Genomic DNA, 14,924 nt, shown 5'->3' on the forward strand with positions numbered 1-14,924 from the left:
TTCCTGCACTCGTTCACACAATAGGTATGCTAAAGAACCATCTTTTTCTGGCTTTGTGGCTAAAGGGCAAAGAGAATTGACGGGCACACAAAAGAAAATAGGTCATTAAGGCTACGCTATTGGCAATTGGTTAAGCAGAGTATGTTGTTTAATCAAGACTTTATGCGTTGGGTGGTAGCCAAACACTAAAGCGCCAATGATTTATTTTAATGTCAAAAGAAGATGTTCATTAAGTACCAGACTAAATAAAAAGAGGATTTATTCTTTTGTTTTGTATTTCTATCCTATAGCTATAATTATTCATAAAAATCAGACGATTCACAACAAAAAAACGACAATTAATAATTAAATAACAACAAAAAGTCGTTCCTTATATATAAGATAAAATAACGAAAAAATTAGTTTTAGAAGTTGGGGATTTTTATTTTATTATGGGATAATCGTCTCGTGTTTGTTCGACTACCTAAATTTAAGGGTTATGAAATATTATTAATTATCAAGTAATTTATTTAAACGGAGAGAATGTAAATTTCGTTTACCATATTTAATTAGGATCATGAAAATAAAAGTTCTGTTAGCTAATAAAATTTATTAGATTATAGAAATATATAGTTATTTTATAAGTATTTTATCTCTGATAAAGTTGTATCTTTAGTAAAAAAACATTTTATCTATACTTTTTTATTGTTATAGTAAAAAAAGAAATATTCTCACATTATTGTTAGTATGTATACTTTTATATCAAATATAAAATATTTGATATATATAATTTTTACCTTAGAAAGGAGTGGAAAATAACTGACAATAAATTGTGAATAGTAGAATTTTTCTAAATAAAATAAATTTCCACTAATGAGCTAATTCAGTTTTAGTTAATCAGTTGGTAAGAAATGGAGTTTTAAAAATGAAAAAAAAAATTTTAAGTCTATGTCTGTTTATGGCGTGTTTGTTGAGTTATTCTACTCTTAGCGAAGCGGCAGAAAATAATGTATTTATACCTGATCCCGATATCAGACGGAATATCTTATCTGCTTTGAAACCTACCACAATCAAAAATGAACTTCCTACAGTTGGTGATATGTTACTCTTAAATGATGAACTTGGTTTATTTTCTACTTATGGCAGTTTAGAAGGTTTACAATATGCGAAAAACACTGAAAAATTAAGCGTTGAGTCTTCCAATGTAATTGATTATAGACCTATTTCATCTTTAACTAATTTAAAAACTTATTACTCATACTCTTCTATGGATCAAAACACGGAAAAAATTATTGATTTAAGAGTGTTTTCACCATTAAATAAGCTTGAAAGTTTAAATTTAGGATACGCTAATGTAACTGATTTAACGCCAATAGAAAATTTAAAAGATTTGAAATATTATTATTCATTTGGTGATGAATTAAAATTACCAACAGTATATGTCAGTCAAGAAACCAGAAAATTTATTGTTAAAAATCCTGTAAAATATTCATCACAGTTTACTAAAAGAAATATTGAGGCAAGTAGTGACAAATCAGACGAACTATTTGTAGAAGAAAAAAATAATGCATTAGTAATCGATAATCTGGATATAAATACAAAAGAAGTGAGATTAATTTTAGAAGGGTCCTCTGAAACGTTCACATGGCAAGAGGGATTTTTGACGACTCAAAATTTTATCATTCCTGTGTCATGGTATTAAAGGTCAAAAATATATATGAACTGTCTTAACTATCCTGATTTTAATTAACAAAATTTAATATTTAACAAAAAAGATGATCTACTAAGATTATCTTTTTTTGTAAATATAACCAAGCTGTCAAAACTTAAAAGTATTGATAGCCTTAATAAAGACTAATATATTGAATAGTATTAAATTTAAAATAATTGATATTCTGTTAGGGTATAATTGACAATGGCAACTGCCCGTAAGGGGGTGTATAAAATGTTTGAAATATTACTTTCGTTGGTTATCGCACCGTTTTTTGTTGACTAATATTAGTTGATCATTGGCTAGGTGATTAGAAGAGAATCAAGCAGTTGTCACTAGCTCAAACGCTGAGTCGCAACAGCGAAAAGAAAACCACCCTACTCGCAATAGGGTGGTTTTTTGATGTATAAAATGTTTGAATTACTTTCGTTTTGCAAGTATATTTTAGCATATTACTATTTAAAACTCAATTTACGAATTTTCACTTTGGATAACTATACTATATATCTTATTTAGTTCTTTTGTGTTGTATATTTGGATCACTTTCATCATAAATACTAGTTAATGTAGTTCTAAAATCATCTGAGACTTTCTCGGATGTATTTTTAATTGATTCTCTATTGTTGTTTTCACTACTATTTGTTAAAGTATCTAAATTCTCTTTCTTAGAAAATAGGAATGAAATACAAATTATAGTTATCATGCATATAATTATATATATTTTTTTTATATGTTTATTCATTTTAATACTTAGACATGAAGTCAAAAATAGCATTATTTATTTTAGCTCCTCCCCCACCTGTTTTAACTTTACCTTCAGAATAGCCATAAGCATGAGTTGCTTCTAACTGATTGTTACTAGGATTATATACTCCACCTCCACTTGAACCTCCAGCAGTAAGCCAAGGATATTTTAGAATTCCAGAATCAATCCAAGTGTTAGTGCCATATCTAGTTACCAATGTTCGTCCATCATCTATATCACCATCATATCCGTTAAGTCTTAAATAACTACTTTTTGCAGTTGTATATCCAAACCAACCGGTGCTATTCCCAAGATTACTATCTAATTTTATTACACTAACATCTCTTTGTTGGGCAGTTAATGAAGTCCCACTTGACTGAATATAGCCGCCAAAAGTGTATAGTATGCTTCCATAAGCCATGTTAAAATCAGTAGCATTATTTTTTACAGCTGGATAGACTCTTACTGTTTTAGCCCAACCAAGTTCTCTATCATAAATGACATGTGCTGCAGTAACAACTTTGTTGGGACCAATAATGCTTCCAGATCCATGACCTCTAACTGTTCCTCCATTTTTAGTTCTATAATCACATATTATTAAGACAGAAGCTCTATAGGGAAAAGAATTAGGATTAGAAACCCTTTGTCTGTTATTAACTGCTGGTATTGCTCTACTGTTTAGATTGTTATTAGGTTGTAATGTTTCAAATGAATAGTCAAAACCTTCTGTTGTTCTAGGAAAACCTATATCATCAGGTAGTTCTGTTTTAATACTTCTTGAAACAGCTGTGTCATTTTCAACAACAAATGCTTCTGAACTTTTAACTGTTCGTGAATTAGGATTGGATTCTTCTAATATTGATATATCACCATTATTACTGACAATTTGTTCCTCTGCATTTGAAGGGATAGGTCCAACAGAAAAAAATAATACCAACAACAAACTAGTAAATAAGCTTCTTAATCTAATTTTGTGCATTTAAATTCCTCCTTTATTTATATAGATTAATAATAAGCGCTTACATTATATGTTGCAATATATTTTTTGTAATAAGTTGAGATTATTGAAAAATATGGCAGAACGGAATAAGGGAACTTATGTTCTTTTGATTCTCTTAGTGTTACAGTTTAAGTGCAACGATTTATTGAGAATTACTTAGAAGACATATGGTTATTGCGGTCTGCTCGAAGTGTGGTATACCAACAAATTTGTTTACTTGAAAAGAATAGATATGGTGATCTTTATGAATGGCTAAAATGGACACGGTTTATTGGTGCAACAAAATATGTCGATTTAAGTATGAAACCAATTAAGCCGAGTTTTGACCGAAAGTTCCGTTGGTTAAAAAATTATTGTGGTCAATCCATTTATGTTATGCAAGTAGCAGGAGAACAACTAGGAATTGATTACTTACAACAAATAACCAATGTGGAAGAATTGAGTGAAGCCAATCAAAAAGTATTGGAATGGCAATTGGCAAAAGAAATGGACTTATTAAGTCATAAAGGAAGATTGCTTGCTAAAGAAACAGGTGAAATTATTTCATGAGTGTTTAGATGAATTCTAAGCACTCTATTATGTGTTTTAAGACGTTTTAAATGAACAAATGAGCATTTTTCTCTTTCTAGCATTTAACTACACTTAAAAGTTATTCTTTTTTGTTCTAAAAAAAGTATTTGGAAAGATAGGTAGGATACTCTATATTATTTTAATATCTTTTTTAAACCTTTATATTGATTTTTCATATTTCATAAACTTTTTGAAGTGAAAAATAAGGGATACCAGTGGGTGTTTAGGTAGACCAATTGAATTTCACAAAGAGAGTCCACCAATCACATGACTGGTGGACTATTTTGTTTAATTAGGCTTATGTGAACATAGAGCGTACATAATCAAAAGGATAGTTATTTAAAAACTAAACAAACGGAACATATAGACCCGCTGCGTTGGTTATATTGAAATCGTCTAGGCAAATTCCTGTTTCTTTTTTTATCAGGGTTGCTAAGTCCTTTGGGGATAAGGTTGTTTGTACTCTAATTTGAGATCCATTTGATTTGATCCAATTACCAGCTTTTCTTAGTTCGTTAAACTTTTTAACATCAATTTCTTTATCATTTTTAAACGAGATGATAAGATCTACTGTTCCAAATGCGTCATCAATTTTCTTCTGTACTTTATCTTTTATTGACATGATAAAAACCTCCCTTTTATGTCATTATACCTCGTTAAGAAAAGAAGTTGAATAGGTTATCTGTATAAAAGTATTTTTATAGTTTTCACAATGTAAATTATCTGAATCAGGAAGAGATTCAATTTTAAAATTTAAAGTAAAGATGTAGAAATTGAAATAAGAGAAAGACGCACCTTCTTATAAGTATTTCTGCTAGTTTTAAATCGGTACTTCCATCAAGAAATCAAGTTGTTCGTCTTTTCCCATAAAAAAGGAATGTTCACCAACTCTAGTAAAACCCAAACCTTTATAAAATTGAAGAGCAGGTGCATTATGTTCCCAAACTCCAAGCCAGATAGAGGTTTTTCCTAATTGTTTTGCTCTTTCTAAAGCTTTAGCATAAAGTTGTTTTCCTAATCCTTGCCCCTTGAAATCGCGTTCCACATAGATTCGTTCTATTTCGAGTCCGTTTTCGTTAACAGGTTCTGTTTGAGCCGTTCCGATATTTATTTTTACATAACCTGCTAATTGATCATCTACATAAATAAAATAAAACTCAGTTTCTGAATTAGCCATTTCTAAAGTTAATTTTTCTGTATTGTAGGCAGTTGCTAAATAGTCTTCTAAATCTTGAGGATCATTATATTGTGCAAAGGTATCCGAATAAGTGCGGATACTTAAGTCTCTAAGTGTTGTTAAATCTGCTTTCGTAAGTTGTTTGATGGTTCCCATTTGTTTATCGCCACATCCGCTTCTATAGTATTATTTAGCTTCATGATAGCATAGATGAAGTTTGAAAAGAAGTCGATGAGCTGGGAGGTATTTCAGTAAAAAGATTCATTTTTTTATTAAAGAAATTTTTAGTTTGTAGAATAAGGTTGTTCTAAGTGTTAGGCTTCAACAATCAAGTAGATAAAACAGGTTACGAAGAAGTTAAGAGGTTCTGGCTGTTCCCTGTCATGATTGTCTGCTTATTTTATTTTAATTTTGATAAATAGATTAATTTTATGGGTATAAGCTACAGATAGGACGTTTTTTGTGACGCTAAGTAAGTTTATTGATGGATCAGAGGTAGTTATTATATTAAATTAATTATTTACTAATATGTTAACTTGTGATATTCTTGTTAAGATGATATGTTAATTATTTTGAATTAATAACCAATTGATGTGATTTTTGTTAATAATTAAATTTAAAGTTTAAAGTGATTGGAAGAACAATAAAAAACTGTCTTTGTTTCCATTTTATTTGAAAGCGTTTTTATACAGTTTGGTGAAAAGTATTTTTTATTTTGTGTAAATAATGTCGCGGTTTTTTATTAGTATAGGAGAAAAAGATGATTCGTTGCAAAAAAATAATTTCATGGATTTATATTACTTTCTTATTGATTATTATTAGTTCATCTCTTCTATCGATATTTCTAAACAAGAATGGGTATGGACCCTATCAATTTAAATCTGTCTTAAGTGGCAGTATGGAGCCGAATATTTCAGTAGGCAGTCTAGTCGTTGTAAAAAGAACACCACCACAAAAACTTAAAGTGGACGATATCATTAGTTTTTCTGCGAATGGTCAAGTGATTACACACAGGATTATTTTCATTGAAAATACAGGGGAAATCATTACGAAAGGAGATGCAAATAATTACGAGGATGCGACTTATGAAAAAGAGATAATTGGGAAGGTTTTGGTATCAATGCCAAAGGTTGGCTATTTTTTTAGGTTGCTTCAATCTACTTCAGGAAAAATTGCCCTTGTTTCATCAGTGTTAAATATGGTCTTACTAGAACATTTTATTGGATTGATTTTAATTGAGATGAAAGAAAATAAGAAGGAGTTTGAGAAGGATGAAAAAAAGCAAGTTATCGAATAAAACGAAGATTATTTTAACGGGAATTGCTTTGTTGCTGTCAATTGTTGGAACGACTTATGCTTGGTGGACTGCACAGTTTGAAACAACGCAAAATATCACGATGGGAAACTTGAATATTACGGGAAACTTTCCACAATTAGAAGCGGCTCTTTATGAACCGGGAACGTCTGCTGAGATGTCTGGTGAAATTAAGAATACAGGAACGATTCCGGCGCTTATTCGACTTGAAAATAATAGTCAAATCAAATTTGTATATAGTGACGATGCATTGACATTGATTCCAGCAAATGATCGCAAATTTGTGAGTGATCAAGAAGGCAGCGTGCAATTGAGCATGAAACCTACATCAGGTCTTTATAATGATCCAAGTAATTCAACGGCGTATTGGTTTAAAGATGGGCAAGACAACACGTATCTTTTACTTGATCCTAAAGGGAAGGTAGAAGTTATCTGTACTGCGTATTTTGATGGTGATATCATGGGGGCACGTTATCAAGAATCATTGATTCAAGTGAAAACAAAGATGCGTGCGACACAAGTCTTAGAAGGAGCAATCAAAAGCGAATTTGAGATAAATAGCCAAGAATTAGTTGGATTAGAGGATCAAACGAGAGCTTTTGCAGATAATAGAGCTGTACTTAGATTACAAGAATTAGTCAATCGTTGAACCTAAAACAATAATCACTTTTTTATAGAGGAGAAATGTTATGATCAGAAAGAAAAGAAACTTATATTTAACAATAGTTTTAAGCATTGTATTTTTAGTAGTGGGAGGGAAGGTGCAAGCCGCAGATGATTCGTTCGAATTGACGTTTGAAGATGGTAAAACGGGCAATTGGAAAGATATTGTTGGAACAACCGATTTATCCGTTTCTTCCAAACAATTGGTTGCTAGTAATACAACAACGGGCAGTACTATTGAATCGGTCGCTATTGCAACAGACTCACCAGTTATGAAAGACGGAGAAGTGTTATTAGATTTTCTCTATGAAGGACAAAAAAACTTTAGTCTAATTTTTAGAGCGGATGACACGAAATCATCTAATTGGCAAACCTTTGCTTATAATTCAGAAGGAAAATGGACCTTGGGTGAGCCTGGTGGTAAATGGATTTCTGAAATAGCAGGCCCAACCCTTGAAGCGGGTGAGCGTTACCAATTATTAATTCGCTACAGTGGGGTATCAATCAAAGCCTATCTAAATGGCGAAGTCTTCTATGAAAATGAGGTAGTTACTTACCCGAATAATAAAGGAACGATTTCAAATGATTGGCAAGGAAAAACAGGAGTAAGATTTTTCGGTAATCGTTCAACCTTAAAAATTAATGCGTTGAAATCTGGTCCAGTAGGTGCTTTTTCAAATGAGCCAGAACCAGAAAATGAAGAATCATTGGCTTTGATGCGTGATCGTTGGAGAACGAATGCAGTAGGTGACTTTGAACGTTCTCCAGAATTACTAGATGATCCAGATGTAAAAAAATATATCGATTCACTTTCAGCAAACGCGGAAAGTTTATATGAACAAATGGATCAAAGTGAAGGGCGTACCTATTTATGGGCAAAAGTTGCTTCTGATACCAAAAGTGCTGACTTAACGACTCAGTTTAAAAAGCTGAATACATTGGCGAAAGCATATGGCACAAAAGGAACGAGTTTATACAAGAAACCAGAAGTTGCAGAAGCTATTTTATCAGGTTTGGAGTTTATGACTGAAACGGGTCGTTATGCAGGTGGTAAATATTATGGTAACTGGTGGGATTGGCAAGTAGGTGTACCGCAAGAATTCATCACAACTTTATTTATTATGCATGAAGAAATACCGAAACAGCAATTACAAAAATATACCAATATTCTATCTAGCTATTTACCAAATCCATCACAACAACTGTATGGAAAATCGCAAGATACAATTGTAGAACTACACTTTATTCCGAATTTTGCGAATTCAGGTGCGAATCGTACCGATCAAGCCTTATCTTGTTTAGGGATTGGAATCTTAGCGAACGATTCAGGTAAAATCACTCAAGCAGTTGCTAGTATCAAAGAAGTTTTCGAAATCGTTTCATCTGGCGATGGTTTTTATGAAGATGGTTCATTTATTCAACACTACGATATTCCTTACAATGGTTCTTATGGAAATGTATTAGTAAAAGGTGTGGGTAAAATCTTCTCGATTGTTGCAGACACACCTTGGCAGTTAGAAACAGAATTAATTGATCAATTTGTGACGAACGTGGAAAATGCGTTTATTCCATTAGTGGTTAATGGTGAAACCATGCCAATGGTCAATGGACGTTCGATTTCAAGAGCACCCGCTGGAACAAAAGAGGGATTTGGTTCAACTACCTTATATAATTTGTTGATTACATCAGAGTTTGCGAATGAGACAAGTAAGGCTCGTCTACAAGAAACGGCGAAATATTGGATGGTTCAAAATCCTAATTACTACTACAAGCACACGAGAGATTTTAAAGATTTATTGATAACGAAAGAATTAATGGCAAATGATGCGGTCAACAGTCAGACGCGTCCATTTACAGGCAGTCATGTCTATGGTGCGATGGATCGTTTTGTTTATGGCGATACTTCTAATATTGTCGGGATCAGCATGTATTCTACGCGTATTTCGGCATTTGAAGCGATTAATAAAGAAAATAAAAAAGGCTGGCATACATCAGACGGCATGGTTTACTTGTATAATAGTGACCAGCAATTTGGTGACAGCTATTGGCCAACGGTTGATTTCTATCGTTTACCAGGAACAACAGTGGATACTGTGGCATTAAAAAATGAAGACCAGTTTACTTCCTATCGTTCGAAAGAAGCCCATGTGGGTGGCGTGACAGATGGCGAAGATGCTACAGTCGCAATGAATTTAAATAAAAAAGGAACGTTGAATAATAGCCAAGCAACGACGATGGATTTAGAAGCGAAAAAATCATGGTTTATTCTTGATGGAAAAATCGTTCAGCTAGGCGCTGGAATTAATGGAACAACGAATGCAAGTATTGAAACCGTCGTAGAAAACCGTTTGTTAGATGAAACAAGTCAGTATGAATTTAAAAATCAAGCAGGTAAATTAAGTGAAAATAGGACGAATCAAACAGTCAAAGCCAATGACTGGCTCTTATTGGATTCGACGAAAGAAAATCAAAGTATTGGTTACTTAATGCTCGAAGATCAAACAATTACGACTCAAAAAGAAACTCGAACAGGAACCTATAAAGAAATCAATGATGCCTTCCCTAGTGATAAACTATATAATGGAACTTATCAAAAAGTTTTGATTGAGCATGGGCAAAAAGTGACTGATGGACATTATGCGTATGTGACGTATCCAGATGCAACTGAACAAAAATTGAATGATTTAGTTGCCAACAATCAACTTAGTGTTTTAGCGAATACTAAAGAAGTTCAAGCGGTAAAAGACAATCAATCAGGAACGATCGGCGTAAATATTTGGGCAGCGAATGGCGTAACAATTGCGGATATTTCTACCAATAAACCTGCAGCATTATTAGTGAAGAAAGTTGGCAACCAGTATACTATTAATGTATCAGATCCACGCCAATCAAATGAAGTAATCGATGTGAAGTTACCAAACGCTGTCAAAGCAGTTCATGAAAAAGATGAAGCGATTAGCTTAAAAGAAGATGGCCAAACGATTGCTGTGAATACTAAAAATGCTTTAGGAAAAACGATGAGTATTACTGTTGAATTAGAAGCAGATGAAACCGTTGATGTGATAGGGGTAAAGTCAAAACAAAATAGTTTAACGATGCTGAAAAAGGGAGCAAAACTACCTTTAGATTGCTCAATTTCACCAGAAAATGCAACAGATCCTTCATTTGAATGGAAAGTAGAAGATGCTTCAATCGCAACAATTGAAAATAATCAATTAGTAGCGAAAAAAGCAGGTACAACACGAGTAACAGTAACGACTAAAAATGGTTTATCAGATCATTTTGTATTAAGAGTCACGCCTTAAGTAAGTATTTGATTCAAATGATGCCCCCTAAAAAGCTTGATTCACGCTTTTTAGGGGGATTTTTTGCTTAAGGACAAGAACCCTCTTAAGAAAAAATGAACAGCGTAGCACTAAATGAGGAATAAAATGTAATAGTAATCAGAAAAAATTTTTATTACGTTTCGTTGTTCCTTCTATTCATTTTTATTTTCTTGATTTTTTTGGCTCATTGTGTTTAATAGAAAAAATGTTTGGATAAAGTGGTAAATATTTCACAAATTTTTTTATTGAGAAAGGAAAAAAAAGTTATTTTATTAAAATTTAAGTTGATTAATCCGCTGAAAATAAGAAGTTGATTACGAATTAATGACATTATGTTTTTTTGTTTGATTATTTGTAAATTGAATGTTTATTTTTTTTATTTAAACGATATTGTTTCCATATCATCTGGCATTATTCCGATAATTTATTGATATATATATCTTTTTCATTATGAAAAATAATTTTCTGACTATTCCTTAAAATGAAGACTACCAACTTGAGTCAATACGAGGTAAAATAAGGAATACTCTACTTATAAAAAAGAATATTGGCGTTATAACTATTATGTAAACAATAGTGAGTGAAAAGATGTTTTTTCTCGTTGCTTTTATATATAATAGGTGGAAGAGATTGTTTGTGAAAAGAAAGGTGACAATATGAAATTTAAAGAGTTACTCCAGGAAAAAACAGTGCGTCCATTTACATTATCCGCACGTTTTGGCTTAGAGAAGGAAAGTCAACGTAGTACGATGGATGGAGATTTAGCAAAAACAGACCATCCTAATAGTTTAGGTGATCGTTCCTACCATCCCTATATTCAAACCGATTTTAGTGAAACACAAATAGAATTAATTACTCCAGTTGCTAATTCGATTAATGAGATGCTGCGTTATTTAGCAGCGATGCATGATGTAACGATTCGCTCAATGCGAAAAGACGAAATGTTGTGGCCATTAAGTATGCCGCCGCAATTACCGAAAAAAGATGAAGAAATCAAAATTGCTAAGCTTGAACAATTTGATGCGGTTCTTTATCGTCGTTATTTGGCAAGAACTTATGGAAAAAGAAAACAGATGGTAAGTGGAATTCATTTTAATTTTGAATATGGAATTGACTTGATTGAAAAATTATTTTTAGCGCAAGAAGAATATTCAACAATTGAAGACTTCAAAACTGTTTTGTATATGAAGGTTGCTCGTAATTATTTAAGATATCGTTGGTTAGTAACGTATTTGTTTGGCGCTTCACCAGTTAGTGAAGATGGCTATTTTAAGGATGGAGAACGTCGTCCACAAGAACCAGTTCGTAGTATTCGAAATAGTTCGTTTGGCTATAAAAATCATGAAGATGTAAAAGTATCCTATGAGTCTTTAGCAAAATACACACAAGATATTGAGCGAATGGTTGAAAATGGGATTTTATCAGAAGAAAAAGAATTCTATTCTCCTGTTCGTTTACGCGGCGGGGCTAAAATGGCAGACTTGGCTCAAAAGGGTGTCCGTTATATCGAGTTAAGAAATCTGGATTTGAATCCTTTTACTCGTCTAGGAATTGAAGCAGATACCTTACAATTTCTACATTTATTTATGTTGTTCTTACTTTGGACGGATGAAAAAGAAGCTCCTAATGACTGGGTAGCAACTGGCGATATTGTGAATGAACAAGTTGCTTTAGGTCATCCGTATTCCCAAGTTAACATTGTAGCAGAAGGGGAACGTATTTTTGAGGAAATGCTAGATATGTGCGATGAACTAGGTTTGATGACAGAGAAAAAAACTATTGGACTACATCATTTACAATTACAGTCGCCAGGTTTAACGGTTGCTGGAAAGATGTGGAATATCATTGAAAACAACTCGAATCGAGAACTAGGTATTATTTTTGGGAAAGAGTATCAAGCGATGGCTTACGAGTTTCCTTATCAACTTGCTGGATTCCAAACAATGGAATTATCCACACAATTATTTTTGTTTGATAGTATTCAAAAAGGAATTGCCTTTGAAGTGCTAGATGAACAAGATCAATTTTTGAAATTAAAACACAATGATCATATTGAATATGTGAAAAATGCAAATATGACAGGAAAAGATAGTTACATTGTTCCGTTGATGATGGAAAATAAAATTGTGACGAAAAAAGTTTTAGCGGAAGCAGGCTTTACTGTCCCTCAAGGGGATGAGTTCGATGCTTTTGAAAGAGCTGAGTTTGCCTATGATAAATATTCTGAAAAAGCATTTGTAATCAAACCTAAATCGACGAACTATGGCATCGGAATTTCAATTTTCAAAGATGGCGCCTCGCTTGCAGATTATACTGAAGCGTTAAAAATTGCATTTAATGAAGATACATCTGTCTTAATCGAAGAATTTATTCCAGGAACAGAATATCGTTTCTTTGTATTAGATGGTGAAGTTCACGCTATTTTACTACGTGTTCCAGCAAATGTAATTGGAGATGGCGTTCGTTCAGTTGAAGCTTTAGTAGCAGAGAAAAACCTAGATCCTTTAAGAGGAACGAATCATCGTTCCCCATTAGAATTGATTGAATTAGGTGCGGTTGAAAAGTTGATGCTAAAAGAGCAAAACTTGTTGATTACCTCAGTTCCAGAACAAGGGCAAGTTGTTTATTTACGTGAAAATTCTAATGTTAGTACAGGTGGAGATTCAATCGATGTGACGGATGAATTAGCTGAAAGTTACAAGCAAATTGCAATTGATGCTGTTGCTGCGTTAGGCGCTAAAGTTTGCGGAATTGACTTAATCATTCCAGATAAAAATGTACCTGGTTCGAAGCATAGCAAGACCTATGGCATTATTGAAGCAAACTTTAATCCTGCGATGCATATGCATATGTACCCATATAGAGGAAAAAATCGTCAATTGACTCTTGCTGTTCTCAAAATGTTGTATCCAGAAATTTTTTAAATCTATATAAAATAAAGGATCTAACGAAGTTGAGATAGAGGCTTTACGAAGAAAAAAATAAGGTGCCAACCACGAAAATAGTTTCTAATATCTTTGTGGTTGGTTCCTTTTGTTCAATTTCAAAAGATAAAAATAAAATCGATTTTCTTTTTGTTTCGTACGCTTCTTGTGTTTGAGCCAATTTTAGTTACTGCTAGATTTTTGATGGGGTGAAAAAACACGGATACCTTTTGGTGTAAAAGAATAGAAAACTAATTTGATTTTTTCATATTTTATATCGGACTAAAAAGAAAATTTCCTCTGAGCTTAAATGATAAGCGATATTCTTAAAAGTTAGATTACTTAGTTGATTCTCGAACGATCAGTTTAGGTAGGTAACGTTTAGAACCTTGTGATTTCCCTCCAGATTCGATTTTTTTGACTAACATTTCACCACAAACTTCCCCCATTTTAATAATATCTTGTTTTGCAGTTGTAATCTTAGGCGATCCTATTTGATCTAAGAAAACACCATCAAAACCAATTATCCCAAAGTCTTCTGGAATGCTACCAGCTCTGCGTAAAATAGCGCGCTCGATACCTAAAGCTAATCGATCTGAACTACAAATAAAACAACAATTTCCTTTATTAAATAACGACCAATTAGCCAAAATAAATTTTTCTGTTTCTGTTGAACGGTTTGAAAAACGATAAATCGAGCTCGTTTTTCGTACCTCTTTCATGACGTTGAAATAGCCCCTTTCTCTAGATAGTTCAAAAGGCTCATCGACATCAATACCAATGTAGATCAAGTTTTTATAGCCAGATTTCAGTGCGTATTTTGTTGTCATTGTTGTTCCATATTCATTATCACTATCTACGAAATCAAATCCATGGGTATTTTCACCAAACAAAACAACAGGTTTTTCCAATCGGTTGATCCACTCAAAATCTTTTTCTCGAAAGCCTGTAATAATATAGCCATCACAGATTCCAACATCAAAACCATTAGTCGTAATTAATTGCAGGGAATAGTGAGCATCGCCAACAGATTTTGCAATGCCCATCAATAAATTCATATAGTATGGTTCAGTAGTGTCGATCTCTTCAAGAATAAATAGTTTAATGATTTGAGAACGACTAGTGGCCAAAGCTTTCGCTGCAATATTTGGTTGATAATTTAATTCTTTCATAGCCGCAAAAACAAGTTCTTTTAACTCATCTGTCACTTGTTCTGGGTGATTTATCACTCTCGAAACGGTCATTTTTGATACATTTGCCCTTTTGGCTACATCCAATAAAGTCACTTTCGCCATTTTTCCAAGGCCAACCTCCCCTAAAAAATTTAAATAAAATAACTAGTTTTAATTAATGTTGCGCTTAAAAAAAATATTAGAGTCGATTTTCATACGGAGTATTCTTTTACGCAATGAGAAAACTAGCACTTTTTCTGACTATAAACTTAGTGAAGGTTTTATGTCAAGCATTTGAATAAAAACCACTAATTGATAAACGCTCATTTTCTTTTTTATTTA

General features: G+C 32.8%; 10 protein-coding genes. 6 read left to right on the plus strand and 4 right to left on the minus strand.

Features of this window, described 5'->3' with window-relative positions:
• The first annotated feature begins 904 nt into the window (after positions 1-904).
• Complete coding sequence (locus ACYSNW_RS09955) at positions 905-1,681, plus strand: hypothetical protein (RefSeq protein WP_461744342.1); 777 nt, start codon at positions 905-907, stop codon at positions 1,679-1,681.
• Positions 1,682-2,433: 752 nt separating this feature from the next.
• Here ACYSNW_RS09955 and ACYSNW_RS09960 read toward each other — a convergent pair.
• Positions 2,434-3,414, minus strand: a complete 981-nt coding sequence (locus ACYSNW_RS09960; protein ID WP_461744343.1) for a trypsin-like serine peptidase — start codon at positions 3,412-3,414, stop codon at positions 2,434-2,436.
• 153 nt (positions 3,415-3,567) lie between these two features.
• On the opposite strand from ACYSNW_RS09960, the gene ACYSNW_RS09965 reads away from it, so the two are divergent.
• Complete coding sequence (locus tag ACYSNW_RS09965) at positions 3,568-3,984, plus strand: replication initiation factor domain-containing protein (protein WP_461744344.1); 417 nt, start codon at positions 3,568-3,570, stop codon at positions 3,982-3,984.
• A 367-nt stretch (positions 3,985-4,351) separates the two neighbouring features.
• Here the strand turns inward: ACYSNW_RS09965 and ACYSNW_RS09970 are convergent, their stop codons facing one another.
• Together ACYSNW_RS09970 and ACYSNW_RS09975 are read right to left on the minus strand one after the other, a co-directional pair.
• Entirely contained in the window at positions 4,352-4,627 is a 276-nt protein-coding gene (locus ACYSNW_RS09970; RefSeq protein WP_461744345.1) for a hypothetical protein, read from the minus strand.
• A gap of 198 nt (positions 4,628-4,825) precedes the next feature.
• Positions 4,826-5,338: a GNAT family N-acetyltransferase gene (locus ACYSNW_RS09975; RefSeq protein WP_461744346.1), complete on the minus strand. Its 513-nt coding sequence runs from the start codon at positions 5,336-5,338 to the stop codon at positions 4,826-4,828.
• 604 nt (positions 5,339-5,942) lie between these two features.
• On the opposite strand from ACYSNW_RS09975, the gene ACYSNW_RS09980 reads away from it, so the two are divergent.
• The 4 genes from ACYSNW_RS09980 (at position 5,943) to gshAB (ending at position 13,410) form a co-directional block, all read left to right on the plus strand.
• Positions 5,943-6,479 (plus strand): signal peptidase I, encoded by a 537-nt coding sequence (locus tag ACYSNW_RS09980; RefSeq protein ID WP_461744348.1) that lies wholly within the window; start codon positions 5,943-5,945, stop codon positions 6,477-6,479.
• Positions 6,454-7,146 carry a SipW-dependent-type signal peptide-containing protein gene (locus ACYSNW_RS09985; protein WP_461744349.1) on the plus strand — a complete coding sequence of 231 codons (693 nt, stop codon included), beginning with the start codon at positions 6,454-6,456 and terminating at the stop codon, positions 7,144-7,146. The genes ACYSNW_RS09980 and ACYSNW_RS09985 overlap by 26 nt, the downstream gene beginning before the upstream one ends.
• A gap of 40 nt (positions 7,147-7,186) precedes the next feature.
• Positions 7,187-10,465, plus strand: coding sequence for a polysaccharide lyase family 8 super-sandwich domain-containing protein (locus ACYSNW_RS09990; protein WP_461744350.1), 3,279 nt, complete (start codon positions 7,187-7,189; stop codon positions 10,463-10,465).
• 677 nt (positions 10,466-11,142) lie between these two features.
• Positions 11,143-13,410, plus strand: a complete 2,268-nt coding sequence (gene gshAB, locus ACYSNW_RS09995) for a bifunctional glutamate--cysteine ligase GshA/glutathione synthetase GshB (protein ID WP_461744351.1) — start codon at positions 11,143-11,145, stop codon at positions 13,408-13,410.
• Positions 13,411-13,748: 338 nt separating this feature from the next.
• Here the strand turns inward: gshAB and ACYSNW_RS10000 are convergent, their stop codons facing one another.
• The gene (locus tag ACYSNW_RS10000; RefSeq protein ID WP_461744352.1) at positions 13,749-14,705 is read right to left on the minus strand and encodes a LacI family DNA-binding transcriptional regulator; all 957 of its coding nucleotides are present in this window, start codon (positions 14,703-14,705) and stop codon (positions 13,749-13,751) included.
• Positions 14,706-14,924 lie beyond the last annotated feature (219 nt).

This window comes from Enterococcus sp. LJL99 (assembly GCF_054871725.1).

Coding starts and splice junctions, on each gene's coding strand:
- ACYSNW_RS09955 (WP_461744342.1), top strand. CDS start 905: ATGAAAAAAAAAATTTTAAGTCTATGTCTGTTTATGGCGTGTTTGTTG.
- ACYSNW_RS09960 (WP_461744343.1), bottom strand. CDS start 3,414: ATGCACAAAATTAGATTAAGAAGCTTATTTACTAGTTTGTTGTTGGTA.
- ACYSNW_RS09970 (WP_461744345.1), bottom strand. CDS start 4,627: ATGTCAATAAAAGATAAAGTACAGAAGAAAATTGATGACGCATTTGGA.
- ACYSNW_RS09975 (WP_461744346.1), bottom strand. CDS start 5,338: ATGGGAACCATCAAACAACTTACGAAAGCAGATTTAACAACACTTAGA.
- ACYSNW_RS09980 (WP_461744348.1), top strand. CDS start 5,943: ATGATTCGTTGCAAAAAAATAATTTCATGGATTTATATTACTTTCTTA.
- ACYSNW_RS09985 (WP_461744349.1), top strand. CDS start 6,454: ATGAAAAAAAGCAAGTTATCGAATAAAACGAAGATTATTTTAACGGGA.
- ACYSNW_RS09990 (WP_461744350.1), top strand. CDS start 7,187: ATGATCAGAAAGAAAAGAAACTTATATTTAACAATAGTTTTAAGCATT.
- gshAB (WP_461744351.1), top strand. CDS start 11,143: ATGAAATTTAAAGAGTTACTCCAGGAAAAAACAGTGCGTCCATTTACA.
- ACYSNW_RS10000 (WP_461744352.1), bottom strand. CDS start 14,705: ATGGCGAAAGTGACTTTATTGGATGTAGCCAAAAGGGCAAATGTATCA.